The sequence below is a fragment of the Krasilnikovia sp. MM14-A1259 genome (assembly GCF_047159535.1).
Taxonomy (GTDB): Bacteria; Actinomycetota; Actinomycetes; order Mycobacteriales; family Micromonosporaceae; genus Actinoplanes.
In genome coordinates this window covers 7,638,050-7,662,897 of sequence record NZ_BAAGAJ010000002.1, presented here as the reverse complement: position 1 = coordinate 7,662,897, position 24,848 = coordinate 7,638,050, and the positions used below count along the sequence as shown (strand labels likewise).

Below are 24,848 nucleotides of genomic sequence, written 5' to 3'. Positions count from 1 at the left end.
ATCCGCAGTTCGCCTGCGGACCGCAAATCTCACCGCGCGCCACTCCCCCCCGTGGTGGGTAGCACCGTGAGATTGGGCCAACCGGTGGTTCCCGCGGCGGACAGGAGCAACGTAAAGGCAGCGGATTAGAGTCGGCTTATAGCCGGCCGGTTGCGGCTCGTCTGCTTCGGGCAGAGCGCGGACGTCTGCTCGTGCCGAACGGACAGTCATCGGGTCAGCAGCCGCAGATGCCTACCGTGGAAATGAAGAAAACCCCAGGTAGGCGCGCTGGAAACCCGGGTCCGTCACGCGGGTCAGCGTCCGTAGCAACGCTGCAGCTCGGTGAAGTCGTAGAAGTAGCTACCCGCCGTGAACGGCTTGCACTCGCTCTTGAAGTGCGTTTCCTTCTCGTTGTACAGCATCCTGATCAGCACCTGGCCGGAACCGTTCCGGAATACGTCCCACTGCATGTTCGCCGCGTACGGCGCGACGTTCGCCCCGCGCCATGGGTTTCGGGAAGGGCTGAACGTGTCGGTGCGGGGCACCTGCACCTCGCTACCGGGCAACCGCATCAGCGCGGCCAACGGGATGATCGTCTCCGCGTGCGCGAAGCGTAGCCGCGCGACGTCGGTGCTGGTGCCGCTGCGGTAGGCCGCGACGGCGTGGAAAAAGTCGTCCTCCAATACCGAGGCCATCTTGAACGTGATCGTCGAGCCCGAGAGGCCGGGACCTTTCTCGTAGAACGTCGTCGCATCATCGACGAAGGCGAAGTGCTCGGCCGTCTTGCGGTCGATGAACCGATCGAAGTGCCACACTCCCTCACGGCTGAGGCCGGGTGTGATGGCGTAGACGTTGAACAGCGCGATAGTGGCGTCGACCGCGTTGCGCGTCTGCTTCTTCCCGTCGCTGTCGGTGAACGTGTATCCATCGCTGGCCAGGCGACCAACGAAGTCGTCGGCGAACAGGGCACCCAGACACGTCACCGCGTCCTTGTCGGACTCCTTGCTGTACGTGATCTTCTTCAGGGTCGCGTTCAGTGTTGCGTCATGCTTCACGTACGTCGCGTAGTCCGCATTCACGGGTTCCTTGTGGAAATACAGCGTCCTCGTATCGGCGACCGGCTTCTTGACCAGGGGCTTCAGCGACGGCAACGCGCTCGTCATCGCCGCAGTGAAGGCCGCGCCGCTGTCGGCGGCCCGCGGAATCCCGGAGTTCACCACCGTGACGCGCCGACCGGTGGGGGCGGCCTTGGCGAACAGGTCCGGCAGCCGCTGCACCAGACGTGCGCCCAGATCCGCATGCTCTTGCTTGCCGAGTGCGCTGAGCGCGCCGAAGCCCAGCTTCCGGTTGGCAGCGTCGAGGCTCTTGAGCTCGGTCAGCAGATCGTTGGCCAGCGGTTTCACCTTGCCCGCTGCCTGCGCCTGAGCGATCACCTGTTCCAGAAAGACGATGTCGTCCTCATCGCCGAGTGCCCGCGCGCCATGTCGAGCGATCATCTCGGTGAAGCCCGGGACGAACCCGGCCGGCGCAGGCCCGTACGAACCGAGAACCGCATCCGGCCGGTACGGCGTGTTCGTGGTGAGAAAGTCCGCCGGCCCGCCGGGCTCCGCCGGCGTTGCCGCTCGGCCACGGTCGTGCCTGTCCAGCGCTGCGGACGCCGCGTGGAGGCCGGCCACCGTGGCCGGTACCGCGCACACCGCCGCCACCACGCCGATCGCGACCCGCACCCATCTCGACCTCGACATCGTTTCTCCCCTCTCGCCGCGCAGTTCTTCGGATGTGGTACGGCACCCACCGCGCTCAGCGTTCGAGTGAATCCGGACACACCCGACTGCGGCGGCGCACGCGCCGCGCTGAACGGATCAACGAGAGTCCGACGTGGACGGTCATGCCGGTGCGGTGGTGATCCGGGCCAGCAGGGACGGTGGGATGTTGCCGCCGGTCAGCACGACGCCGATCCGGCGATACCGTCCGCTCGCCGCGATCACCAGCGCACCGGCGAGCCCCGCCGCCGCCGACGGCTCGACGACCTGCCCGAGATGCGTCAACACCAGCCGTAGCGCCCGCACGATCGCGTGATCGTCGACGCGGACCACCTCCGCGACCGAACCCTGGGCGATCTGGAACGGAAGCTCGCCGACACAGGCGGGGCGCAAACCGTCGGCGATCGTGGGTCCGGGCGCAACAAGGATTCTGCGGCCCGCGGCGATGCTCCGGGCCAGGGAATCACATCCGACCGGCTCGACCCCGATCACGTCGACGCCGGTCCCGGCGGTGGCGAGGCACGCACCGGCGATGCTGCTTCCGCCCCCGACCGCGAGGACGAGGGCTTGCGGCATTTCACCCTGCTCGGCCGCCTGTCGCAGCAACTCGCGGCTGGCGGTGCCCTGTCCGGCGACGACGTCTGCCGTCGCACCGACGAGGGGATGTCCAAGCGTTTTCGACACCTCGTCCGCGACGGCCGTCCGCTGCTGCCAGGAGGTGCCCGCGAAGATGATCTGACCCCCGGCTCGGCGAATTCGCGCCACCTTCACCGGCACGGCGTCCGACGGCAGGACGACGGTCGCCGGCAACCCGTGGCGGCGTGCGGCCAACGCGATGGCGGTGCCGTGATTGCCGGTGCTCTGCGCCACCACGCCGGTGCAGCCACCCGCAGCGACGAGACGACCGACCGCCAACAGCGCCCCCCGGCTCTTGTACGACCCGCCCAGCTGCTGGTTCTCCGCCTTGATCAGAATCCTCGCGCCCGCGATGTGGTCGATGGCCGCTGAGTGCAAGAGCGGGGTACGGGTGATCTGGCCGTCGAGTTCGGCGGCAGCGTGGTCGAGGTGGTGCGGGCCGGACCTGGTGGCGGTCAGCACCGGTGTTCCCGATCCGCGAGCACGTCAGCGGCGACGGTGAGGAGCGCATCCACGGCGTCGAGCGGGTGCGTGGGCGGCAGGGGGAAGGGTTCCGGGTCGGTACACCGGTCGAGGAGGAGTTCCACGACGGCGGCACTGTCCATGATCGCGGCCGGGTCGTTGGTTCCGGGCAGGATACGGATCTCGACGGTGTCCCGGACGGGTTTGCCGGTGAGAAGCTGCGTGAGGTTGACGTCGAAATACTTGGTCAGGCGTACGTCGGCGGCGACTGCACGCAGCTCGTCGTACGACGGAACGTTGTCGGCGACGGTGATCAAGGGTTCGGGCAGCGGTGCGAGCCGCGTGCAGGCGGGATTGGTCTGCAGGATCGTGCGCAGCGGTGCACGCCAGTGGCCGAACAGTCGGATGAGGTTGGCCAGGGCATACGGGGTGCGGAACGGGCCGCCGTCGACATGCAGGTGGACCGCGGCCTCGGCCGGGACGGTGAAGCCCAGTTCGCGGGCCGGCCCGAGCAGGTACTCCAGCGCGGCGCGGTGATCCCGGACCAGCGGCGGTGTCACGATCTCGCACGGCCGTTCCCGTTCGCCGACCAGCGGGGCGGCCAAAGCGATGGTGGCGCCGTCGCCGTCGTCCAGGCGGTACACGTCGTCGACCCGATCGGCGGTGACACCCCAGAACCGGGCGGTGGCGTCCAACGCCGTGCCGATCGTGCCGCCGGGATCACTCTGCGCGGCCAGCAGCCGCAGCAGCCGGTGGTCGTCGCTGAGGATCCGGAACCAGCCCGGCGCGGCCGGTGAGTCCGGATCGAGCCCGGCGACCAGGGTGATGTCGTCGACGAGCGTGCACAGCAGGGCGTCGTCGCGGTCGTACACCGCGAAACCTTGGGTCAGGTGCAGGAACCGTCCCAGGCCCGGGACCAGGGACGGTTCGCTGTCGTGATGCCACACCGGGCGGATCCGACCCCCGCAGCGGCGGGCCAGTTCCTCGGCCAGGCTTCGGCGGCTACGGCCCGCGGGAGCCATCAGCTCGATCTCGAAACCGGTCCGCCGGTGCAGCGCCGCGGTCACGGCTTGATCGGCAACGAGTGACCGGCCAGCAGCTTCTCCCCGCCCCTGACCTTCGCCGCGTAGGCGTCCTTGGTGTGCCAGATCTTGCTGAGCTTCGCCGCGTCCTTGATGGTGTAGCCGGCCCGGAAGAACTCGTTCACCGCGCGTTCTTCGCGGGTGCTGCCGGTGTCGACGTTCGGCGGCTTGACCGGCAGCGACTCACCCGCCAGCAGCAGCCGGCCGGCCTTCGCCTTGACGTCCAGGAGGTCGTCGTCCTTCATGTTCCAGAGCTTGGCCAATTTCTGCGCCTCCGACAGGTCGTAGCCCGCCGAGAAGTACTTGTCCAGATACCTCTGCGTATCGACCGGACTCACCGACGGCACTCCGGCGGGCGCGGAAGCGGCCACGGAAGCGGGCGCGGACGCGGGCGCGGGCGCGCCGGCGGCGTACGCCGGGGCCGCGTTCCCCTGCTGGCTCGCCGCCGGCAGCAAGGCCGGCAGGTTGACGGCCGCGGCGATCAGGCCGGCGCCCAGGACCGCACCACCAGCCACCTGCGCACCCCGGCGACGCCGCCGGTACTTCTGAGACAACTCCTGTACCCGGGCGTACACGGCGCCCGAGTCAGGAGCGAGTCCCTCCTCCGCGGTGAACACCTCGTGAAGGGCGTTCGCTTGCTCGTTCATCATTTCTCCCCTGCGTGAATCTGAACCCGGTGCCTACCTGAACTGAGCCGAAGCGTGCTCAAAGCTCTCGAGGCATGACTACGGACCGTCGCCTGACTGCATCCGAGCAGGTCCGCGATCGCGTCGTCGGGCAACTGCTCGTAATACCGCAGCACCAGCACCGCCCGCTGCTTGCGCGGCAAACCCGCCAGCCGCGACCGCAACGCGTCGACCTCGGCCACACCGTCGGCGTGGTCATCAACCCCGCCGCGCGCGTCGCCCAGATCGACCAACCGCTCACCTGCCGGACGTACATTGCGTACGGTCCAACTGCGCCGCCACGACAGATACTCGTTGAGCAGCATTCGACGTACATAAGCCTCGGGGGCGTCCGCCGCCCTGATCCGCCGCCACTTCACCTGTGCGCGGGCCAGCACCTCCTGCACGATGTCCTGCGCGAGGTGGCGGTCGCCCGTCAGGACGACCGCGTACCGCAACAAGCTGGGCAGCCGGGTTACCGCGAAATCCTCGAAGCTCACATCCACCTAGATGAAAACGAGCAGCCGATCTGTGCAGCTGGTGGCGCCACATTTTCCACGCCATCTCGACAATCACCGAGCGCCGTCGATGTGCCACTGAACGCAACCCGCAAACCGTGCCAACCATGTGCTTGCTCGCACGCACGACTCACACTCGGTAAAAAGCACCAGAGTGCTCCGATGCGGTGTCATTCTTTCTCACGTCATTCATGAGCGCGGACGTACGCGTGACGCCGCGGGAGCGGACCGCGTGCGAAGTGGATGGTGGGGCAGGATGGGGTCATGTCGGTTCGCAAAGTGATCATCGCTGGTGGAGGAGTCGCGGGGACCGCGACCGCGCTCGCCCTGAAGAAATTCGGCATCGAGGCTGAGGTCTACGAGGCGCACCCGTCCGGCGGTGCGGATGCCGGCGCGTTCCTCACCGTCATGCGCAACGGCATGGCAGCACTCGCGACGATCAATGCGGCCGAGGCGGTCGACGCGGTGTCGTTCCCCGCGCGGGCCGTGGCGTTGCTCGACGCTTCGGGCCAGCAGCTCGGGCACCGGCCGATCGATGGTCCGGCCCGCACCCTCACCCGAGCCGCCCTGTACCAGGCACTGCAGGACCTCGCGATTGCGCGAGGAATCCCGGTACACCACGGCAAGTGCATGACCGGCGCCACCACGGGCCCGGACGGCGTCGACGTGAGTTTCGCCGACGGCAGCCGGGCCACCGGCGACGTGCTGGTCGGGGCGGACGGCATCCACTCCGTGACCCGTCGCCTCATCGACCCGGACGCGCCCGACCCCCGCTACTGCGGGCAGCACGTCGTGTACGGCTACACGGCCGGGAACCCAGCCGGTCTCGCCCTGGACGAGTATCACATGGTCCGCGGTAGCCGAGCGTTTTTCGGCCTCACCGTGCCCGACGGTGACGGCCGGACGTGGTGGTTCGCCCGCCTCCAGGGCGAGAGCCCGGCCGCCGGGCTCAGTCCGGATCAGTGGCGCGACCGGGCGCTGCAGATGTGCCGCGAGGACAGCACACCGGTCCATGCGATCATCGCCGCCTCCGGTGCGAATATCGTGGGCAGCGACTCCTACGACATCCCGACCACCCCGCTGTGGCACCACGGCCGCATGGTCCTGACCGGCGACGCCGCCCACGCCGCGGTCCCCGCCGCCGCCCAAGGCGCTTCCATGGCTCTTGAGGACGCTGTCGCATTGGCTGCTACGCTGCAGAACCACGACAGCCCGGCGATCGCCTTCGACGCCTACGAAGACCGCCGCCGCGCCGAGACAGAGGAAACGGTTGCCGCGAGCGCCCGCCTGAGCACCCGGTCAGCACCGGCGGACGCGGACACTCGACGAGGGTAGAGGTCAGGCCCCCCGACAGCCGCCCGCGTCAGCCAGGCTGGATCCGCCCGAACCGGCTGCGGTGAAAGACCAGCGGCGACGGGTCGGTCAGCCCGGCACGGCGTGCGGCTTGCAGACGAAGCAGCACGATGGTGTGGTCGCCCGCGAGCACCTCGCGGTAGATCGTGGTCTCGAAATGGGCGAGTCCGTCGTTGAGGATGACAGCCCCCATCGGCGTGGCGGTGAGCGACAGCCCGTCGAAACGCTGCGCCGGGGCGGCGGACAGTTGGCGGGCGACCGCCGAGTGGTGTTCGGCCAGGATCGTGACGCCGAGATGTGCCGCGCGGCGCAGATCGGGCCACGTCTTCGACGCGTTGGCGATGGAGAAGGACACCAGCGGCGGATCGAGGCTCACCGAGGTGAACGAGCTGGCCGCCAGACCAGCGGGCACGCCGTCGACGAGGGCGGCGACGGCCACCACCCCGCTGGGGAAGATGCCGTACACCTCGCGGAGCCGGTGGCGGTCGAGGTCCTGGTGGGTGTGCAGCGTTTTCATGCGATCTCCCCCCGGGTGCCCAGGTATGCCTCGACGGCCGGGCTGGTCGCCGCCAGCCAGCCGGCGTACGCATCAGGGTCGTCGTGGTGCCGGTCGATGACGAACAGCCCCCGCCCCGGGACGGTTGCGCCGAGTTCGGTGAGCACCGGCCGCAACGTCAGCTCGGCCGCGAGATGGTGCTGGGGACTCGCACCGAGCAGCAGTGGCACGGCGAGCCCACGCAGCCCCGTTCCGCCCGCGAACCGGTCCAGGAAAAGCTTCAGCAGGCCTGTGTAGGTGCCTTTGTAGGTCGGGCTCGCCACCACGACGAGGTCGGCCGCGCCGACCTCGTCCACCAGAGCGGCGACGTCCGGGTCCGTCCAGTCCAGCAGGGCCGGGCCGAGGGTGGCCAGGTCGACGGTGATCTCCGGGGTATGCCCGGCGAGCTCCCGCGCGACGTACACCGCCGCGGTGAGAGTGCGGCTGGCCGGGCGCGGATTGCCGACCACGACCGCGACCCGGACGCTCACGGCGTAACCGCCGTGTTGCGGTTCGCGGACCGGGGCAGCCCGTAGTGCTCGCGCAGGGTACGTCCGGTGTACTCGGTGCGGAACCGGCCGCGTTCCTGCAGGATCGGCACCACCCGGTCGACGAACAGTTCGAGGCCGCCGGGCAGCACCGGCGGCATGATGTTGAAGCCGTCGGCGGCGCCCGCGTCGTACCATCCGGTGATGGCGTCCGCGACCTGCGCAGGTGTGCCCGCGAAGGTGCGGTGGCCGCGGCCCCCGCCGAGCCGGGCGATGATCTCGCGGACGGTGAGCCGTTCGCGGCGGCCCAGGTTGACCACGAGCGTACGGCGGCTCTTGGCCCCTTCAAGCTCGTCCTCCTCCGGCAGGTGGGCCGGGAGTTCGGAGTCCAGGCGCAGCTCGGCGACGTCCATGCCGAGCAGCTCGGCGAGGCCGGGCAGGGCGAACTCGGGGCGGATCAGCCGGTTGAGTTCGGCGTCGAGCTCCCGTGCCTGCGCCTCGGTGTCGCCGATGACGGGCACGATCCCCGGCAGGATCTTGACGTGGTCAGGGTCCCTGCCGTGTTCGGCGGCGCGCCGCTTGAGGTCGTCGTAGAACTCCTGCGCGTCGGCGAGCCTCTGATGCGCGGTGAACACGGCCTCGGCGTACCGTGCGGCGAAGGTACGGCCGTTCTCCGACGATCCGGCCTGGACCAGCAGGGGGTGGCCCTGCGCGGAACGGGGGACGTTGAGTGCGCCCGCCACCCGGTAGAAACGGCCCTCGTGCGCCGGTGGGTAGATCAGGTCGCTGTCGCCCCAGACGCCCCGCTCCTTGTCCGCGAGGATCACGTCGTCGTCCCAGGAGTCCCAGAGCTTGAGGGAGACGTCGAGGAATTCGGCGGCCCGCTCGTAGCGTTCGGCGTGGGCGGGCAGGTGGTCCAGGTTGAAGTTGCGGGCCGCGTCCAGCCCGGCCGTAGTGACGATGTTCCACCCGGCCCGCCCACCGCTGATCAGGTCCAGCGAGGCAAATCGCCGGGCCAGGTTGTACGGCTCGTTGTAGGTGGTCGAGGCGGTCGCGATCAGCCCGATCCGCTCGGTGACCCCGGCCAGCGCGGTGAGCAGGACGGTCGGTTCCAGGGTCCCGGAGGGGCGCCGTTCCACCTGGTCCCACAGCACCGGGCCGTCGGCGAGGAACACCGAGTCGAGCCTGCCGCGCTCCGCGATCCGGGCCAGGTTCTGGTAGTGCGCGACGTCCACGTGGGCGTACGGGTCGCTCTGCGGCAGCCGCCAGGACGCCTCGTGGTGCCCGACCCCCATGAGGAACGCGTTGAGGTGCAGCTGTCCCGGCCGGGTCACGACGCCACTGCCTGCGGGGTGTAGTGGCCCGCCTCGTCACCCTCGATGACGTAGCTCGTCCCGCCGTCCGCGCCGACCGGCACGTCGCCGGCCACGGTGACCCGGTGCAGCTTGCGGGGCAGGTCGCCGTAGTCGTCGGCGGCGTAGTGCTGGGTGGTGCGGTTGTCGAAGACGACCACGTCGCCGACCGCCCAGCGATGGCGCAGCGTGTTCTCCGGCCGGGTCACGTACGCCTGCAGCAGCCGCAGGACGTCCCGCGACTCCGTGTTCGACAGCCCGAGGATGCTGCCGGCGAAGCCACCGATGAACAGGTTCGGTACCCCGGCTTCGGGGTGGATGCGGACCACCGGGTGCGCGGTGCGGTACCGCTTCGAGACGAACACCTTGTGGTACTGCTCGGCCTCATCGGTGCGGAACTGCGGGTGCGGCGCGTAGTCGTGCTCGTTGGTGTGTACCGCCCACAACCGGTCGGCCAGCGCACGCAGGTGATCCGGCAGGTCGGCGTACGCGGCGGCGGTGTTGGCGAACAGCGTGTCCCCGCCGTACGGGGGGATGACGATGCTGCGCAGTGTGGTGGCTTTGGGCGGGGCGACCACGAACGTCACATCGGTGTGCCAGGCGTTGGCCCGGGCGCCTTCTCCGCCCTCCACATTGAGCACGTTCGCGTTGTCCTCGACCGACGGCACGGTCGGGTGGGCCGCGGTGAGCGGGCCGAACACGGAGGCGAACCGGACGTGCGCCGCGTCGTCGAGTTGCTGCCCGTGGAAGACGAGCACCTTGTATTCGACCAGCGCGGAGTTCAGCGCGCCGGCGGTGGCATCGTCGAGCGGCTGGGCGAGGTCGAGGCCGACGATCTCGGCGCCGAGGCGGCCGCCGATTCGGCGGATGTCCGGGATGCTGGGGGCGAGCGTCATGGGAGGTTCCTTTCTAGTTGGTGGTGCGCCAGGTCGAGAAGCGGCGTTCGGTGAGGACGAGCAGCTGGTTCACGACCAGGCCGATGACCGAGATGGTGATGATTCCGGCGTACATGTCGGGGACCGCGAAGTTGTACTGCGCGTAGTTGATGAGGTAACCGAGGCCGGCCTTGGCGCCGACCATCTCGGCCGCGATGAGGATGAGGATCGAGTACGCCCCGGCCAGCCGGATCCCGGTGAAGATGGTCGGCACGGCGGCGGGCAGGATCACCTTCTGGAACAGCCGAAGCGGGCCGAGCCCGAGCGAACGCGCCGACTTGATCAGCAGCGGGTCGACGGTACGGACGCCGCTGACCGTGTTGAGCAGGATCGGCCACGAGCAGGCGTAGAAGATGATCGCGATCTTCGAGGTCTCGCCGAGCCCCAGCACGAGCACGAAGACCGGCAGCAGCGCCAGCGCGGCTGTGTTGCGGAACAGCTCCAGCACCGGGTTGAGCAGGTTCGCCACCGGCTTGTACCAGCCGATCAGCAGGCCCAGCGGGATGGCCACGACGACGGCGAGGCCGAACCCTGCCAGCGACCGCGTGAGGCTGGCCCGCGCGTGATCGATCAGCTCGCCGGACAGCACCAGCTGCCACCAGGCGGACAGCACTTCGGACAGCGGCGGCAGGAAGGTGGCGTCGACCAGCCCGATCCGGGGGAATGCCTCCCAAACGGCCGCCAGCACCGCGATCGCCGCCACCCGGCTGACGACCGCGCCGGCGCCACGCCGGACGCGGTGGGTCCACGGGTACGCCGGGACCGGCGGCGCCGTCGTAACGGGTGGGGTCGTCGTCGTGGTCGGCGTGCGCAGCGCGACCGGCGTGAGGCTAGACACGGGCCACCTCCAGCTCCTCGTTACGGGCCTTGTCCACCTCGGTGCGCAGCAGGCTCCAGATCTCGTGGCGGTAGTGCACGAACGCGGGGTCGGAACGCAGGTCCTCGGTGGCCGATCGGGCGACCAACGGCACCTCGACGACGCGTTTGATCCGGCCCGGCCGGGAGGTCATCACCGCGACCCGCTGACCGAGGTAGACGGCCTCCTCGATGCCGTGAGTGATGAACACGATGGTCTTGCCGGTCTTCTCCCAGATCCGCAGCAACTCGTCCTGCAGGCCGTCGCGGGTCTGCGCGTCGAGCGCGGCGAACGGCTCGTCCATCAGCAGCACGTCCGGGTCGAACGCGAGGCTGCGGGCGATCGCCACCCGTTGCTTCATGCCGCCGGACAGCTCGTGCGGATACCGGTCGTGAAATCCGGACAGGCCGACCAGGTCCAGGTACTCGCGGGCCCGGGCGGCCCGTTCCCGCTTCGGCACCCGCTTTGCCTCCAGGCCGAACTCGACGTTGCTCTGCGCGGTACGCCAGGGAAGCAGGGCGTACTGCTGGAACACCACCCCGCGGTCGAGACCCGGGCCGCTGATTTCGACGCCGTCGACCAGGATCCGCCCGCTGGTGGGCTCGGTCAGGCCGCCGAGCAGGTCGAGCAGGGTGGATTTGCCGCAGCCGCTGGGCCCGACGATGACCAGGAACTCTCCCGACCGTACGGTGAGGTCGATGTCCTGCAGCGCGCTGACGGTGGTGCCGCGTGCGTGGAACGCCTTGCCGACGCCCTCGAACTGGATCTTGGCGGTCATTTCGCCGACCCGCTCGCGGCGTACGGGTTGAACTCGTTGGTGTAGATGTCGGCGGCGCTGACCTGCTTGCCCTTGAGCTCACCGGCCCGGTCCAGCCAGTCGATCCAGGTGGCGAACTCCTTGTCGCTGATGAGGCCGCCCTGCCCCGCGACGCCGAAGCTCTTGAAGTACTGCAGGGTGCTGGTGTCCTCGTTGCGGCCGCGCGCTTTGATGATCTTCTCGAAACGGGCGATGACCTCGTCGTGCGGCGTGGTACGTGACCATTCGATCGCCTTGGCCACGCCGCCGACGAACGTGCGGACGGTGTCGGGGTTCCGCCGGATGAAGTCCTGCCGGAACACGTAGCTGCCCGCGCTGAACTCCCCGAGCAGTTCGTAGTCGGTGTACAGGGCGCGTACGCTCCCGCGGGCGACCGCCTTGTCGCGCAGCACCCCGCTGAGCGAGGCCACGTCGATCTGACCCTGGCGCAGCGACTGTTCGGTGTTCACGGGCGGCACGACGACCAATTCGACCTGCTTGATCTCGTCGTCGGTGAGCCCGTTGCGGGCCAGGTACGTCTTGGTGATCGCCTCAGCGTGCGCACCGAGCGTGTTGACGCCGATCTTCTTGCCGATCAGGTCCCGGGCGCTCCTGATCGGACTGTTGTCGAGCACGTAGAACCCGTCGAAGGTGTCCTTGTTCGCACCGTAGTAGGCGATCACCGCCTTGATCGGCGCCTTCGAGGCGGCCAGCTTGACGATGGCGCCGTTGAAGGCGCCGCCGAAGTCCACATCGCCGGTGGTCGCGGCCTGGATGTCCTGCGGGCCGCTGATGGTGTTGCCGATCCACTTGAGCTTGACGTCGCCGAGGTATCCGAGGTCGGCCGCCAGCTCCGGCAGCGTCACCTGCCCCACCCAGCCCTGGTAGCGCAGTTCGGTGGCCTGTTTGCCGGTGGCAGCGCTGCTGGCCTGGCTGCAACCCGAGAGTGCCGACGTGACGAGCAGGCCGCTCGCCAGCACGGCCGCCAGTGCGGATCTATGGAATCTCATCGGAACGCTCCTCGTGGGGATAGGTGGCAGCGACCGGCCGCCGAGGCAGTCGGTTGCAGGTGGCAGTCATCGCGCCGCGACGGGTCTGCGGCGTTCGGGCATGTCGGGGAACCGGGCATGCGTGGTCGTCGAGCGAAGATGCGGTCGCCGGGTGAACGCGGGCGCCGTCGGCGTGCGGTGCTCAGAGGTCGCTCCCGGGATCTCCCGAGGCGCTGCCGGCAGGTGGCGGGTCGGCGTTACCGGAGGGCGCAGTCCGCCACACGGATTGATCCGCGGTCGGGGGCGTCGGGTGCGCTGCGCTTCGCCGGCGAGCTCAACAGGTGCAGGTGCACACCCGGAGGAAGTCGACGAAGCGGCGCCGGGTGAGGCGCTTGCTTCGTTTCATGTCAGGAACGTAGCTGCTCACGAGCCCTGACGTCAGCAGGTTTGTGAGCCAGGTCACATATATTTCCCATAGGGGCAATAGGATTTGCCGCCTGTCCGGATCCTTGCCGGTTCCTTGAAGACCGATTGAGGCTGAGTTGACCTACACGGCCGACTTAACCGTCGACAGCACCGGCGAGCACTCAGGGCTTCCGGCCGAGGGAAGGAACTTCTGATGCAGCGTGGCGGAATGAGCATGATCGCCGCGGCCGCGACCGTGGTCGGTGGTATCGCGCTCAGCACCGGCGTGATGTGGCAGGCGTCCAGCGCCGCCTTCACGGCGTCGACCAACAACGCCGCCAACTCCTGGAACGCCGGCACGGTCGCCCTCAGCGACGACGACAGCACCACCGCGATGTTCACCGCGAACGGCCTGCGGCCCGGTTCGACGGCCGCGAAATGCATCAAGCTGACGTACAACGGCAGCCTCTCCGGCACCGTCAAGCTGTACAGCTCGGCCGTGTCCGGCGCGCTGGCCCCGTACGTGGACCTCGTGATCGAAGAGGGCACCGGCGGCGACTTCAGCAGCTGCACCGGCTTCAGCGCCGCAGGCGGCCCGACCTACACCGGCACGCTCGCCACGCTGGGCAGCACCAAGACCGACTTCACGTCGGGCGTGGGCACGTTCGCGCCGACCGGCGCCGGACAGGTCCGCACCTACCGCATCACGTACACCGTGAATGCCTCGACGCCGGACGCCCAGCAGGGCGCCACCGCCGCCGCGACGTTCAACTGGCAGGCGGCGAGCTGACCGCATAGCCGCCCGGCACCGGACCGAAGGTTCTGGACTGCCCCGTCTCCGCAACCCGGGGCAGTCCGGCAAACGGGACCGTGGCGGAGTTCCCGCGTCCCGCTGGGCCCCCGGTCCGCGACGCGGGCTGACGCTGCACCGGTCCCTGCCGGTGGCTCGGCTGATGGGCTCGGCTGATGGGCTCGGCTGATGGGCTCGGCTGATGGGCTCGGCTGATGGGCTCGGCTGATGGGGCTCGCGGCTGGTGGGCTCGCGGCTGGTGGGCCCGGCTGGAGGCGATCGGCCTGCCGGCCGCCGAGGCGGCGGTACTCGCTCGGACGCTGCCGCCGCTGACCGGGGCCTGGACCGAGCCGGAAGCATCTGGCCCGGACCAGAAATGATCGAGAACTCTCATGTCCGGCGTATCCCGGCCGACTTGGACCCGGAGGAGGGCGGATGGCTGGCGGCGGATCGTGGGCTCCCCGGGGCGGGAGCCCGGTGGCACGACCCGGTCGCACCCGCCGCGGCCTGCGTGCCGCGCTCGTCCCGCTGGTGGTGCTGAGTCTGGCCGGGCTGGGCCTGCTGCCCACGAGCCTGGCCGCCTTCTCGGCCACCACGACCGGTCCCGCGTCGTCGTATACCACACGTGCCACGTTCGGCCTGTCCCAGACCGCCGGCTGTTTCAGCAACGACGGGTCGGGCAGCTGCACCGCGGCGACCGGCATCGTCAACGGCAAGAGCGCCGTGGTCAGCCCCGACGGCAAGCACGTGTACGTCGGCACCGTCTCCGACGCCACGAACAGCGGAATCGCGATGTTCTCCCGCAACGCGACGACCGGCGCCCTGACCCAGCTCGCCAGCCCGAACAAGTGCCTGAGCAACGGCACCGTCAGCGGCTGCACCGCGGCGCCCGGCCTGCTCAACTACGTCTACGACGTGGCCATCAGCCCGGACGGCAAACACGTGTACGCCCCCGGCTACACCAGCAAGACGGTCGCCGAGCTGTCCCGCGACTCGAGCACCGGCGCGCTGACCCCGCTGGCCGGCCCGAACAAGTGCCTGTACGACAGCGGCACAGCAAGCATCAGTGGCTGCACCTCGGCCCGCCAGATCGACGGGGCCGTCGGCGTGGCCATCAGCCCCGACGGGGCCAACGTCTATGTGACGTCGTACACCTCGAACTCGCTGACCGTCTTCGACCGCAACAGCACCACCGGCGTCCTCACCCAGCAAGCAGGCACCGCGGGGTGCATCACCAACGCCGCCGTCTCCGGGTGCACCACCGGCAAAGGGCTCAGCCAGCCGCGCTACATCGCCATCTCACCCGATGGGACCAGCCTGTACGTGGCGTCGTTCGCCAGCCAAGCCGTGGCGGTGTTCCAACGCAACACGTCCACCGGCGCCCTCACCCAGGCCAGCATGCCGAACGCCTGCCTCTACGACAGCGGCGCCACCACCATCACCGGCTGCACTTCCGCCAAGGGGCTCTCCACGGCGTACGGCGTGACGGTCGCACCCAATGGTCGCAGCGTGTACGTGATGGCCCTCAACGGCGACACCGTGGCCGCGTTCACCCGGAACACCGGCACCGGCGTGCTCACCCAGCTGGCCAACCCCAACGCCTGCCTCTACCTGTCCGGCGGCACCGTGGTCCCCGGGTGCAGCAGCGCCCGCGCCATCGACGGCCCGAGCTCGATGACGTTCAGCGACGACGGGCTGTTCGCGTTCGTGGCGGGCAACAGCGGCAACGCGGTCGCCGCGTTCCGGCACGACAACACCACCGGCGTACTCACGCAGCTGACCGGCACCGCCGGTTGCATCGCGGTCAGCGGCGCGGGCGGCTGCTCCACCGGGCTCGGCCTGATGAACGCGAACACCGTCTTCACCAGCCCGGACGGGCGCGACGTCTACGCGGCGGGCGGCGCCTCGGGCGGCAACGGGTGGGTGGCTCCGCTCAACCTCACCCACTGACTCACGGGCCGCAGAAGACATCGACACGGCCTGGCAGGCCCGGCAGCGCCAGCGAGCTGATCGGCAGCGGGAGCATCTTCTCCAGTGATGAATCGTGACCGAACGTGTGCGGGAATGGTCGCTCCGTCAGCGGATTCCTGCCTTCCCCGGGGTTCTGCGGCAAGGCAGAACGCCGGCTGAGGCCGGCTTGACCTGCGCCCGGCAAGGTTGCCGGGGTCAGCAAACGTTGAAGGAGCAGGGTCATGAAGAAGCTGTCGCGCCTGATCGCCACCGCCGGTGTGGCCCTGGCCGGCGCCCTGCTCGCCGCTCCGCACGCCGCATCGGCCGCCGCCTCGGCCCAGGTCCCCGGTGCGCCGATGGGTGTGCAGCAGGTCCGCTCGGCCGGCACCGCCGGCCAGACCGACGTCTACTGGAAACCCACCACCCACGCCACCCGCTACCGGGTCACCGTCAAGGACGGCGCCGCCACCGTCGTCAGCAGCCTGGTCCCGGCCACCCAGGCCCTGACCAACGGCCTGCACCACCTCAGCGTGGCCACCCCCAACGCGTGCAGCACCTACAAGATCACCGTGCGGGCCGAAGACGCCCTCGGGCAGGGCGCCCAGGTCACCGTGACCGAGAAGACCCTCGCGCCGACCATCGTGACCAAGGCCCGCGGCTACCGGGGTGCCGACCGCACCCGGGCTACGTTCGAAATGTCCGCGCCGCAGTGGAAGGGCTACCTCGTCGCTGCCGGCGGCGGCGCCACGGGCGACGACCTGAAGAAGCCCACCATCGCGGTCACGGTCAAGATGACGCTCGTGCGGCTCGCCGACAGCAAGGTGATCACCACGGTGTCCAGCACCCAGAGCGGCTGGACGACCGCCAAGCTCGGCCAGCAGTTCACCGGCCTGGACACCAAGCGCGCCTACGTCCTGAAGGTCAGCACCGCCAACGGCTTCGGCAGCTGCGCCCGCCAGGACGGCAAGATCCTGCTCAACGCCGCCGCCTGACACCGGACCCCATCCGTCACACGGTGATTGCGATCAGAGAACTGGCTTGCGCGCGTTGAAGAGTCCACCCAATTGGCCCAGATGCCCATCCATCAGGAGCATCCACCGGTACGCCTCGCATCATCGGTAAGGTGGCCGGCGGCCGTCGTCCGCATCTGCGAGCTTGAGCTGCATTGCCTGCTGGAGGCATACCTGGGCCTCAGCACGATTCCCTATTCCGAGGTGGATATCCGCGAGCGTCTCAAGGATTTCGCCTTCGGTCACGCGGTAGCCAGCATGTCGGGCCAATTCGAGCGCCTGCTGAGCATGGTCGAGTGCCCCGTCGAGGCCGCCCAGTGCCTGCAGAGTGCCGGCCAGGCCTGTGTGCGCCTCCATCTCTTGGAACAACGATTCGATTGGTGCGACGGCAGTCAAGGCCCGCTCGTGATAGTGCCTGGCCTTCGCCGCGTCGCCGAGTGCCAGGTGCGCCCGCCCGAGCGTGTTGAGCAGCGCCGGTGCCTGGCGTTGGCGGTCGGCCTGCTCGACCAGTTCGAGCCCGGCTGCTGCCTGGTCGATCGCTTCGTGGTGTCGATCGGCGTGGTGGTGTATGCGCGCAAGCAGATTCATGGTTGCGGCGGTGCCGTCGATGTCGCCAGCCTTGCGGTAGATGTCCAAGGAACGGTCGGCGAGAGGGAACGCTTCCTGGTGTCGTTCGAGTAGGCACAGGGCGTGGGCGAGACCACCCATGGCCATCGCTTGGCCACTCAAAGAATCCGTTTCCCGATACAGCGTCAAGGCTTCCTCGAGATACTGAACTGCCTGTTGTGCACGGCCGAGCCGGGCGCTCGCCTGCCCCAGCGCGCACAGCGTGGTGGCAAGACCGGATCTGCGACCCAGCTGCCGATCGATGGCGGCCGCGGGCCGGAGCGAGTCCATCGCTGCCCGGACATCGCCGGCAGTAATCTGTGCGAGACCGATGTTGCCGAGAGCGGTGGCCTGGCCGGCCTCCCACCCGGCCCGGCGACTGCAGTCCAACGCACCCCGGTAGTGCTTAATGGCCTGCTTGCACCGACCGCGACTGTAGTGTGCAAAGCCCAGGCTTACATGGGCAGCAGCCTGCCCGCGTAGATCACCGTGCACCTGCGCGGCCGCCACGCCTACCTCCGCTGTATGCAGCCAGTCCACAATGTGCCCCCTGAGCCAGAAGTACCCGCGCAGGATCTCGGCTAGGCGCGAGGCGGTGCCGGGCTTTCCAAGGGTGGTCGCGGCGGTGACGACGGCGACCAGATTAAAACGTTCGTCGTCCAACCAGGCGATCGCAGCAGCGTGATCATCGAAGTGCACCAGAGGACGAGGCAACTCCTGGTCCGCAAGGCGCATCATGTGTGGATGGAGCACCTGCGCTGCCGCACGCGCATGCTCTATGTACCAGTCGACCAAGGCACCGACCGCCACGGCGCGGGCCTCGGGAGTCTCCTCTGCTTCGGCGCGTTGCCTGGCATACAGACGCAGAAGGTCATGTGTGGTGAACCGCTTACTGCCGCTTCCATGAATCAAGTGAGCTGCCGCCAGCCCTTCGAGAAGCCGCACCGTCCGGTCTGCATCTATTCCTGCCATCTCAGCCATGGCGACCGCGGACATGTCGGGGCCGGGTGCTAGGCCGAGTAGCCGAAAGACGTTCTTCATGTCGGCGGACAGACACGCGTAGGAGGCGTCGAAAACGGTCTGCACCGCCTGGGAGTCACCGTCCACGCGCAGTGCAGCCAACCGGTCGCCGTCACGCAGTTCCGCGGCGTACTCGGCGATGGACCGGTGCGGCTCGCTGTCGAGGTTTGCCGCGGCGATTCGTAGAGCGAGGGGAAGCGAGGCACACACCTGCACCAGACGCTCCGCGGCTTGAGGGTCGCTGTCCATCCGCGACCCACCCAGAATCTGCCTAAGTAGCTCGAATGCCTCTCCCGTCCCGAGTGGGTCCAGGGCGAGGCGGCGCGCGCCGTGGCTGGCCACCAACCCCGTCAAGCGGTCACGACTGGTGACGAGAACCACGCTGCCGGACGTGCCGGGCAGCAGAGGCCGCACCTGGTCGGCTGAGACTGCATTGTCGAGCATCAGAAGGACCTGCCGTCCCGCCAGCAACGACCGGAACAATCGGGCCGCGTGGTCCAGCTCGATCGGTGTCTGCTCGGCGCTGACACCCAGCGCTCGCAACATCGTGGCGAGTGCTTCGATCGGACGCATCGACGGGCCTTGACCATGTCCACGGAGGTTGACGTGCAATTGACCGTCTGGGAATTGATCGGCCATTCGATGCGCCCAGTGAACGGCAAGCGCCGTCTTACCGACGCCTGCCGTACCGGTGACAGCGATGATTTGCACCCCCCGGCGCCGCTCTTGGCCTTCCGCGAGAAGCTTGTCCAACGCTGCTATTTCCCGCACACGGCCGGAGAAGTCCATGACATCAGCGGGTAGCTCGGCCGGCCGAGTGAGCACCGCGGACGGGCGACTGTTGGACGGCATCGTGTCGACCTGCGGCTCGGCTGAGGGCGTCTCGTTGGGCGGGACCGACGGTTCCCCAGATGGTCTCGTCGTGGGCAGGTCGATGTCGGACGACCGGCGCAAGATCGCTTCGTGGAGCTTGCGCAACTCCGGCCCTGGATCGAGTCCAAGCTCGTCGCGCAGCAGTTCCATGTACTTCTGATAGCTGGCCAGGGCGTCTGCCTGCCGGTCCGACCGGTACAGCGCCAACATCAAGTGATGAATGAAGCGCTCCCGGAATGGCTGCGCCTCAGCGAGTGCTGCCACCTCGTCCACAACGTGCTTGTGCCGGCCCATGGCGAGCTCATGGCCAATACAGTCCTCCAGAACGGACAGCCGGTGCTCTTCCAATCGGGCCGACGCCGCATCGATCACGCCGCCTCCCACGCCGGCGAAAGCCGGCCCGCGCCACTGGTCGAGGGCAGAACGCAGGAGCCGCAGGGCAACAGGTCGGTTGTCCAGACGCATCGCCTCACGTGCGGCGGCAACCTGACGTTCGTACTCCACCAAGTCGAGCGTGTGACCTCTCAGCCGCAGCAGATAGCCGTTGCTCTCGGTGATGAGCAAGTCGTCTGGTCGTGCTATCAGGGCGGCCCAGGTGCGTCGCAGTTCAGACACCCGGTTGCGCACCTGGGTACCAGCGGTGACCGGCGGATTGTCGTCCCACACAGCCTTGATGAGCTGATCGAGCGGAACGAGCCGGTCGTGGTTCAGCAGTAGCAGAGCCAGGATTCTCTGTTGCCGGGGGCCCCGAACGGGCAGTGGCTCGTCGTCGCCATGAACCTGCAAAGGCCCGAGGACCCGAAACTTCACTGCTTGGCCACCCCCCACGCCCCGTCCGCCACCCGTGGTGACGATGTGGTGATCAAACGATCACGACCGAACATACCGTACAGACGTGTCCAGAGAACGCCATCTATTTGCAGGCTGATGTGGCCGCCCTCCACACGAGCGGTCATTGCCTCACGTCCACGCCAGATCTCAGTTGCCCACCGATCCGGAGCGCAACCGGACTGGCACCGGAGCTCCACCATCGCCCACGACGCACACCGTCCCCTTCGGTCTCTCGCTCACCGAGCACTCGGGAGGTTAGATGCATTTCGATCCTGGCGCAGCCGTCCGTGCAATGCAGCTCACGCGTCAGCACGTCGACTCCGGCTCTCCGACAGCGCCGATCGTCACGGAGCAGAACGGACCGATGAAGCAGTACGGTGACGGGTCTCGACAACCCGGCGGCTTCTGGTTCTGGATCCGTCGCGTCCTCTGGCCCGCGAGATAGGTCACCGCAGTCCCCAACGGGATAATCCGAGCGAACGACAGGCTCACTCGAGTGAAGGTGATGTGAACGATGGAACTGCGCAAACTCGGTGCTGACGGACCGGTGGTGTCGCGACTGGCGCTGGGCTGCATGACGTTCGGCCAGGAGGCCGACGAGGAGGCGGCATACGCGATCCTCGACGCCTTCGTCGAAGCGGGCGGCACGCTGATCGACAACGCCGACGTCTACGTCGATGGCCGCAGCGAGGAGATCTTGGGCCGATGGATACGTGACCGCCCGCAGCACCGCGAGACCCTGGTCATCGCTTCCAAAGGACGATTCCCGGTGACCGGTCAGCCGGATGCGGGTCTGAGCCGGGCCTATCTGCACCGCGCCCTGGATGCCAGCCTGCGACGACTCGGCGTCGATCGAATCGACATCTACCAAGCGCACGGACCGGACCCCCGGGTCGCCCTGGAGGAATTCGCCGAATTCGCCGTCGAGGCCACTATGGCAGGCAAGGTGGCACACATAGGAGTCAGCAACTTCACCGGGTGGCAGACGGCACTCATCCACTCCGAGTTGTTGCGGTCCGGCGGTGCCGCACCGATATCATTGCAGCCGCAGTACAGCCTGCTAGTGCGTGAGCCCGAATGGGAGCAAATCCCGGCGGTCCAGGCGCTCAACATGGGCACCATGGTGTGGGGCCCGCTGGGCGCAGGTTGGCTGACTGGCAAGTACCGCCGCGATGCCGATGCGCCTTCGGGCAGCCGGCTGGGCGATGACCCGAATCGAGGTCTGGAGGCATTCTCCCGGCGGGGCACCGAGCGAAACTGGCACATCGTAGAGGCCCTCGCTGACGTCGCGGCACAGCACGGTCTCACCTCCACGCACGCCGCATTGGCGTGGGTGATGGACCGGCCGGGCATCACCGCTGCCCTTGTCGGCGCCCGCACCGCCGACCAGCTACGCACAAGCCTCCAGGCCGCAGACCTCCACCTCGATCCCGCCGCGATGGAGGTTCTCACCAAGGTCAGCGAACCGCCGACTCCCGACTATCCCTACACGTTCCTGACCGAAATCTCCGCATGGAATGACCGCTGACCCCCATCTGATAGCCGGGCGGCCGGCCTTCAGATGGCCGAAGGACGTTTCGGCTTGGCCGGCCGGCCCGCATTGCCGCTCGACTGTTTCGATGTTCCCAGTTCCGCCGGACCTGTCACTCCACCGTCCGATGTGGAATACGGCCTAGAAAAGGCCGATCCGGCATCGCCGGTGTCTGCTCGTCAACGTCACGGGGGTAAGCCAAATGACTAGTCATGCCTCCATGCCAGTTTCCGACACCCTTGTTCCCGACATTCCACGACGCCCGCACTGGCGGGCCCTGCTGGCACTCATTCGGCCGGGTCAGTGGTCGAAGAACCTGTTCGCTGTTCCGTTGGCACTGCTGTCCGACCCGGTGCTCCCGTGGGACAGATATATCCGCCTGGCCTGGATCACTGGCCTGTTCCTATTGGCATCCGCATTGGTCTATGTGCTCAACGACTACGCCGACCGGCGCCGAGACCAGGCACACCCGATCAAGCGACACCGCCCGATCGCATCCGGAGAGGTCTCCCCGGCGGAGGCGATCATTTTGGGTCTCGCGCTCGCCGGTGGACTGCTCGGGATGACCATTGTCGGCCCTACCCGGGCCGCGTGGCCCGCGTACCTCTATTTGGTTCTCAACGTTGCCTACTCGTGCGGCCTCAAGAACGTCCCCCTTCTCGACGTGTTGATCGTGTCGTGCGGATTCGTACTCCGCGCCGTCGCGGGATGTGTCGTTCTCGGGATCTCCCTCTCGGGCTGGCTAGCATTGGCGGTCTTCACCGGTAGCCTTCTACTCAGCCTGGGAAAGCGCCGACACGAAATGATCCAGGCCAGCGCCGAGGGTCATCGACCTGCGCTCGGCGCGTACTCGATCCAGCTGCTGGATCACCTTATTCTGCTGAACTCCGGCATTGTTCTCATGGCCACGATGACGCTCTTCCACACCGACCTGGCCACGGAGTACGGGCGGGCCGCCATGATGTTCTCAGCCCCGTTCGCAGTGCTGCTGATCTTCCGCTATCTGCAAGTGGTCTTCGTTGTCGGCGGCGGTGCCGAGCCGACCCGGCTACTCATACGGGACCGGCCCATCGTCGGCACCGCGGCACTATGGGCAGTCGCCCTGATCGCGCTGCGGCTGGCCGAGTGGGCTGGTGTGCAGTGGGTGGGGTGACGGGATGACCAGCGTGCCACTCACGGCGCCGATGTGGACAGGGATGCCAACACCAGCGGCCGCGCCGAAGGTCGGGGACACCTGTGTCGTCAATGTCGTCGGGCTCGTGGACGGGACAGCATGAGGCGTACGACCGCACGCATCGCCAGCAACGCGACGTTGACACGCCTGGCCACTAACAATCGGCTGAGAATTGTACTGACGGTGGCCAGGTGGGCACTCAACATGGTGGCGCTCGTCTGCATCGGACTGTATTTCCTCGAGCATCGAGCGGCGATCCGCCAGGCGGCCGCGGAGGTCGATGCACAGACGATCCTGGCAGCGATGGCGGCAATCATCATCGGCCTGCTGCCGGGGGCCTGGGCCTGGCAACGGCTTTGTGCCCGAAGGCTGCACGGCGTGACCACACTGCACGGAATCCTCGTGTACCTGCGCTCAGCCGTGGGCAAATACACACCGGGCGGAGTGCTGACCTTTGTCGTCCAGCAGCGACTATTGGGCAGGCACGGCTCCAGCCCCGCCATGTTGGTGCAGACTTTCGTGGGAGCCGCCCTCGCTGGCTGTCTTTCCGCAGGTATGTTGGGTCTGCCAGCGGCCTTCGCCCTCGCAGAGGACGGCACGGATGAGCGCTGGATCCTGGCTGGGTCTCTTCTGCTGCTCCTCGTCCTGGTCTTCGCACTCCGCGCGCGTCGCTGGCCCATTGTCACCAAGATCTGGACCAACGTCGGGATGCCTCCCCCTTTACCTTTCGCCCAGGCCACAGTTCTGCTGGCGGGGGCGTCCGGGTTGACCGGAGTGCATCTCGCCGTTCTCGGCCGCCACACGGGAGGCGGCGCTCTCTTCCTCGTTTCCGCCTATGCCCTGTCCACCATCTTCGGCCTCGTTTTTGCTGTGCTACCGGGAGCTGTCGGGGTACGCGATGGAGCACTTCTCTTCATACTCGCGACGCGACTGGCGCCAGCGGACGCAGCAATGCTGGCACTGCTCAGTCGAGCATTGATCGTGGCGGGAGACGTCATCGGCGCGGCCCTGTCAGCCCTGGCACTCCGTCTCACGCCGTCCACGCTGCACTTCGGAAGGGACACCACATGACCGCCGAGAGCTTTGACGCAACGGTGGTTCTGAACTATTACGCGCCATACGTCTCAGGCCTGACCGAAACCGCTCGTATCGTTGCCGAGGGCTTGGCCAAGCGTGGCTGGCGCGTCGCAGTCGTGACCACCCAACATGACACGGCGATCCCCCGTCATGAAGTGCTCGAGGGAGTACATGTCTTTCGCGCACCCGTCCTGTTCCGGATCGGACGGGGACCGGTAAGCCCGGGCTTCGTTCCTCTGGTACGGCGAATAGCGGCCGGCTCCAAGATCGTGCATCTGCATTTGCCCATGCTGGAATCCGCCCTGATCACTCGACTGGTCTCAGGCACACCCGTGGTGTCGACCCACCACATCGACCTGTGGCTCAAACAGTCGTTGATGAATCGGATCCAGATCCAAGGCGTCAACCTTTCCGTTCGCAACGCCCTGCACAATTCCACTCATGTCGTCGTCAACAGTGAAGATCAGGCACGCCACTCGAATATGTGGCCGACTATTGCCAGGAGTGAATGGTCCACTATTCCAGCCCCTTGTCTCGACCCGAACGGCGGCGCTCCGACCTTCCGCGACGGTCCCGGTTACCATGTGGGCTTCTTGGGGCGCATAGTGCCGGACAAGGGCATCGAGTACCTCATTCAAGGTTTCCTGCGCGCTGCCAAGTCGCATGATCGCCTTCTCCTCGCCGGTGAATATGACACTGTTGCCGGCGGGAGCAACGTCGAGGAACTACGTCAACTGATCGGCGACGACAACCGCATCGTCTTCCTAGGCCTCCTCGACCGGGCCGGAACAAGAGACTTCTATGCATCCATCGACACCTTTGCCCTAACATCAGTGGCAGAGTCCTTCGGCATTGTCCAGGCAGAAGCCATGATGTGCGGCCTGCCGGTTGTCGGTTCTGACCTGCCTGGCGGCCGGGTGCCCATCCAGGAAACCGGATTTGGGCGCCTGGCCAGGCCCAGAGATGTCGATGCCATCGCAACAGCTCTCGTAGAGTTGCGCGACTTTCCCGCTGAGGAGAAACACCGTCTCGCCAAGATCGCAAGCGACCTTTACAGTGCAGACCGCTGCATCGACCGCTATGAGATCCTGTTCAAGCGCCTGCGGAACAGCTAGAACCAGCGCCAGTTCTCAACCTACACCCTGGCCTGGACCGCGACGACGCGCCGGCAC

At 67.7% G+C, this 24,848-nt stretch carries 23 protein-coding genes; 9 read left to right on the top strand and 14 right to left on the bottom strand.

Translation table 11 applies throughout. The annotated features are described in order from the left end of the window. Positions 1 to 293 precede the first annotated feature (293 nt). The 5 genes from ACMCNK_RS34625 to ACMCNK_RS34605 all read right to left on the bottom strand — a co-directional run bounded on the left by ACMCNK_RS34625 (position 294) and on the right by ACMCNK_RS34605 (position 5,087). Positions 294 to 1,706 (bottom strand): histidine-type phosphatase, encoded by a 1,413-nt coding sequence (locus tag ACMCNK_RS34625; protein WP_412740540.1) that lies wholly within the window; start codon positions 1,704 to 1,706, stop codon positions 294 to 296. A 159-nt stretch (positions 1,707 to 1,865) separates the two neighbouring features. Then, positions 1,866 to 2,840, bottom strand: coding sequence for a threonine/serine dehydratase (locus tag ACMCNK_RS34620; RefSeq protein ID WP_412740539.1), 975 nt, complete (start codon positions 2,838 to 2,840; stop codon positions 1,866 to 1,868). Beyond that, positions 2,834 to 3,907, bottom strand: coding sequence for an amidoligase family protein (locus tag ACMCNK_RS34615; RefSeq protein ID WP_412740538.1), 1,074 nt, complete (start codon positions 3,905 to 3,907; stop codon positions 2,834 to 2,836). Before ACMCNK_RS34615 ends, ACMCNK_RS34620 begins: the two co-directional genes overlap by 7 nt. Then, positions 3,904 to 4,569: a hypothetical protein gene (locus tag ACMCNK_RS34610; RefSeq protein ID WP_412740537.1), complete on the bottom strand. Its 666-nt coding sequence runs from the start codon at positions 4,567 to 4,569 to the stop codon at positions 3,904 to 3,906. Before ACMCNK_RS34610 ends, ACMCNK_RS34615 begins: the two co-directional genes overlap by 4 nt. Beyond that, complete coding sequence (locus tag ACMCNK_RS34605) at positions 4,569 to 5,087, bottom strand: SigE family RNA polymerase sigma factor (RefSeq protein ID WP_412741079.1); 519 nt, start codon at positions 5,085 to 5,087, stop codon at positions 4,569 to 4,571. Before ACMCNK_RS34605 ends, ACMCNK_RS34610 begins: the two co-directional genes overlap by 1 nt. Positions 5,088 to 5,369: 282 nt before the next feature. Here ACMCNK_RS34605 and ACMCNK_RS34600 point away from each other — a divergent pair, with 282 nt between their 5' ends. Further along, complete coding sequence (locus tag ACMCNK_RS34600) at positions 5,370 to 6,440, top strand: FAD-dependent monooxygenase (protein WP_412740536.1); 1,071 nt, start codon at positions 5,370 to 5,372, stop codon at positions 6,438 to 6,440. Positions 6,441 to 6,468: 28 nt separating this feature from the next. On the opposite strand, the gene ACMCNK_RS34595 is transcribed toward ACMCNK_RS34600, so the two are convergent. From ACMCNK_RS34595 to ACMCNK_RS34565, 7 genes are read right to left on the bottom strand one after another with little or no spacing between them, the layout of a single operon-like run. Beyond that, positions 6,469 to 6,975, bottom strand: a complete 507-nt coding sequence (locus ACMCNK_RS34595) for a flavin reductase family protein (protein WP_412740535.1) — start codon at positions 6,973 to 6,975, stop codon at positions 6,469 to 6,471. Then, complete coding sequence (locus tag ACMCNK_RS34590; RefSeq protein WP_412740534.1) at positions 6,972 to 7,484, bottom strand: NADPH-dependent FMN reductase; 513 nt, start codon at positions 7,482 to 7,484, stop codon at positions 6,972 to 6,974. Before ACMCNK_RS34590 ends, ACMCNK_RS34595 begins: the two co-directional genes overlap by 4 nt. After that, entirely contained in the window at positions 7,481 to 8,815 is a 1,335-nt protein-coding gene (locus ACMCNK_RS34585) for an LLM class flavin-dependent oxidoreductase (protein ID WP_412740533.1), read from the bottom strand. The genes ACMCNK_RS34590 and ACMCNK_RS34585 overlap by 4 nt, the downstream gene beginning before the upstream one ends. Then, the gene (locus ACMCNK_RS34580; RefSeq protein ID WP_412740532.1) at positions 8,812 to 9,729 is read right to left on the bottom strand and encodes a TauD/TfdA dioxygenase family protein; all 918 of its coding nucleotides are present in this window, start codon (positions 9,727 to 9,729) and stop codon (positions 8,812 to 8,814) included. The genes ACMCNK_RS34585 and ACMCNK_RS34580 overlap by 4 nt, the downstream gene beginning before the upstream one ends. Before the next feature lie 13 nt (positions 9,730 to 9,742). After that, a complete protein-coding gene (locus ACMCNK_RS34575; protein WP_412740531.1) occupies positions 9,743 to 10,606 on the bottom strand; it encodes an ABC transporter permease in 864 nt (287 codons plus the stop codon). Then, positions 10,599 to 11,402 carry an ABC transporter ATP-binding protein gene (locus ACMCNK_RS34570; protein WP_412740530.1) on the bottom strand — a complete coding sequence of 268 codons (804 nt, stop codon included), beginning with the start codon at positions 11,400 to 11,402 and terminating at the stop codon, positions 10,599 to 10,601. The genes ACMCNK_RS34575 and ACMCNK_RS34570 overlap by 8 nt, the downstream gene beginning before the upstream one ends. Beyond that, positions 11,399 to 12,430, bottom strand: coding sequence for an ABC transporter substrate-binding protein (locus ACMCNK_RS34565; RefSeq protein ID WP_412740529.1), 1,032 nt, complete (start codon positions 12,428 to 12,430; stop codon positions 11,399 to 11,401). Before ACMCNK_RS34565 ends, ACMCNK_RS34570 begins: the two co-directional genes overlap by 4 nt. Before the next feature lie 613 nt (positions 12,431 to 13,043). Here ACMCNK_RS34565 and ACMCNK_RS34560 point away from each other — a divergent pair. From ACMCNK_RS34560 to ACMCNK_RS34550, 3 genes are all read left to right on the top strand, one after another. Then, positions 13,044 to 13,604 (top strand): hypothetical protein, encoded by a 561-nt coding sequence (locus ACMCNK_RS34560; protein ID WP_412740528.1) that lies wholly within the window; start codon positions 13,044 to 13,046, stop codon positions 13,602 to 13,604. A 215-nt stretch (positions 13,605 to 13,819) separates the two neighbouring features. Further along, the gene (locus ACMCNK_RS34555) at positions 13,820 to 13,984 is read left to right on the top strand and encodes a hypothetical protein (RefSeq protein ID WP_412740527.1); all 165 of its coding nucleotides are present in this window, start codon (positions 13,820 to 13,822) and stop codon (positions 13,982 to 13,984) included. Positions 13,985 to 14,081: 97 nt separating this feature from the next. Next, positions 14,082 to 15,554 (top strand): lactonase family protein, encoded by a 1,473-nt coding sequence (locus ACMCNK_RS34550; RefSeq protein ID WP_412740526.1) that lies wholly within the window; start codon positions 14,082 to 14,084, stop codon positions 15,552 to 15,554. 1 nt (position 15,555) lies between these two features. On the opposite strand, the gene ACMCNK_RS34545 is transcribed toward ACMCNK_RS34550, so the two are convergent. Continuing rightward, positions 15,556 to 15,798: a hypothetical protein gene (locus ACMCNK_RS34545; RefSeq protein ID WP_412740525.1), complete on the bottom strand. Its 243-nt coding sequence runs from the start codon at positions 15,796 to 15,798 to the stop codon at positions 15,556 to 15,558. On the opposite strand from ACMCNK_RS34545, the gene ACMCNK_RS34540 reads away from it, so the two are divergent. Beyond that, a complete protein-coding gene (locus tag ACMCNK_RS34540) occupies positions 15,797 to 16,546 on the top strand; it encodes a hypothetical protein (protein ID WP_412740524.1) in 750 nt (249 codons plus the stop codon). The two genes, ACMCNK_RS34545 and ACMCNK_RS34540, sit on opposite strands and share 2 nt — an antisense overlap. A 120-nt stretch (positions 16,547 to 16,666) precedes the next feature. Here the strand turns inward: ACMCNK_RS34540 and ACMCNK_RS34535 are convergent, their stop codons facing one another. After that, positions 16,667 to 19,873 carry an AfsR/SARP family transcriptional regulator gene (locus ACMCNK_RS34535; protein WP_412740523.1) on the bottom strand — a complete coding sequence of 1,069 codons (3,207 nt, stop codon included), beginning with the start codon at positions 19,871 to 19,873 and terminating at the stop codon, positions 16,667 to 16,669. A gap of 535 nt (positions 19,874 to 20,408) precedes the next feature. Between ACMCNK_RS34535 and ACMCNK_RS34530 the strand changes: the two genes are divergently transcribed. From ACMCNK_RS34530 to ACMCNK_RS34515, 4 genes are all read left to right on the top strand, one after another. Beyond that, a complete protein-coding gene (locus ACMCNK_RS34530; protein ID WP_412740522.1) occupies positions 20,409 to 21,422 on the top strand; it encodes an aldo/keto reductase in 1,014 nt (337 codons plus the stop codon). A gap of 223 nt (positions 21,423 to 21,645) precedes the next feature. Beyond that, positions 21,646 to 22,578: a UbiA prenyltransferase family protein gene (locus tag ACMCNK_RS34525; protein ID WP_412740521.1), complete on the top strand. Its 933-nt coding sequence runs from the start codon at positions 21,646 to 21,648 to the stop codon at positions 22,576 to 22,578. 225 nt (positions 22,579 to 22,803) lie between these two features. Continuing rightward, a complete protein-coding gene (locus tag ACMCNK_RS34520; protein WP_412740520.1) occupies positions 22,804 to 23,670 on the top strand; it encodes a hypothetical protein in 867 nt (288 codons plus the stop codon). Beyond that, a complete protein-coding gene (locus ACMCNK_RS34515) occupies positions 23,667 to 24,791 on the top strand; it encodes a glycosyltransferase family 4 protein (RefSeq protein ID WP_412740519.1) in 1,125 nt (374 codons plus the stop codon). The genes ACMCNK_RS34520 and ACMCNK_RS34515 overlap by 4 nt, the downstream gene beginning before the upstream one ends. The last annotated feature ends 57 nt before the right edge of the window (positions 24,792 to 24,848 follow it).

Coding starts and splice junctions, on each gene's coding strand:
- ACMCNK_RS34560 (WP_412740528.1), top strand. CDS start 13,044: ATGAGCATGATCGCCGCGGCCGCGACCGTGGTCGGTGGTATCGCGCTC.
- ACMCNK_RS34540 (WP_412740524.1), top strand. CDS start 15,797: ATGAAGAAGCTGTCGCGCCTGATCGCCACCGCCGGTGTGGCCCTGGCC.
- ACMCNK_RS34515 (WP_412740519.1), top strand. CDS start 23,667: ATGACCGCCGAGAGCTTTGACGCAACGGTGGTTCTGAACTATTACGCG.
- ACMCNK_RS34545 (WP_412740525.1), bottom strand. CDS start 15,798: ATGACCCTGCTCCTTCAACGTTTGCTGACCCCGGCAACCTTGCCGGGC.
- ACMCNK_RS34520 (WP_412740520.1), top strand. CDS start 22,804: ATGGTGGCGCTCGTCTGCATCGGACTGTATTTCCTCGAGCATCGAGCG.
- ACMCNK_RS34570 (WP_412740530.1), bottom strand. CDS start 11,402: ATGACCGCCAAGATCCAGTTCGAGGGCGTCGGCAAGGCGTTCCACGCA.
- ACMCNK_RS34555 (WP_412740527.1), top strand. CDS start 13,820: ATGGGCTCGGCTGATGGGGCTCGCGGCTGGTGGGCTCGCGGCTGGTGG.
- ACMCNK_RS34580 (WP_412740532.1), bottom strand. CDS start 9,729: ATGACGCTCGCCCCCAGCATCCCGGACATCCGCCGAATCGGCGGCCGC.
- ACMCNK_RS34565 (WP_412740529.1), bottom strand. CDS start 12,430: ATGAGATTCCATAGATCCGCACTGGCGGCCGTGCTGGCGAGCGGCCTG.
- ACMCNK_RS34600 (WP_412740536.1), top strand. CDS start 5,370: ATGTCGGTTCGCAAAGTGATCATCGCTGGTGGAGGAGTCGCGGGGACC.
- ACMCNK_RS34530 (WP_412740522.1), top strand. CDS start 20,409: ATGGAACTGCGCAAACTCGGTGCTGACGGACCGGTGGTGTCGCGACTG.
- ACMCNK_RS34525 (WP_412740521.1), top strand. CDS start 21,646: ATGCCAGTTTCCGACACCCTTGTTCCCGACATTCCACGACGCCCGCAC.
- ACMCNK_RS34610 (WP_412740537.1), bottom strand. CDS start 4,569: ATGAACGAGCAAGCGAACGCCCTTCACGAGGTGTTCACCGCGGAGGAG.
- ACMCNK_RS34595 (WP_412740535.1), bottom strand. CDS start 6,975: ATGAAAACGCTGCACACCCACCAGGACCTCGACCGCCACCGGCTCCGC.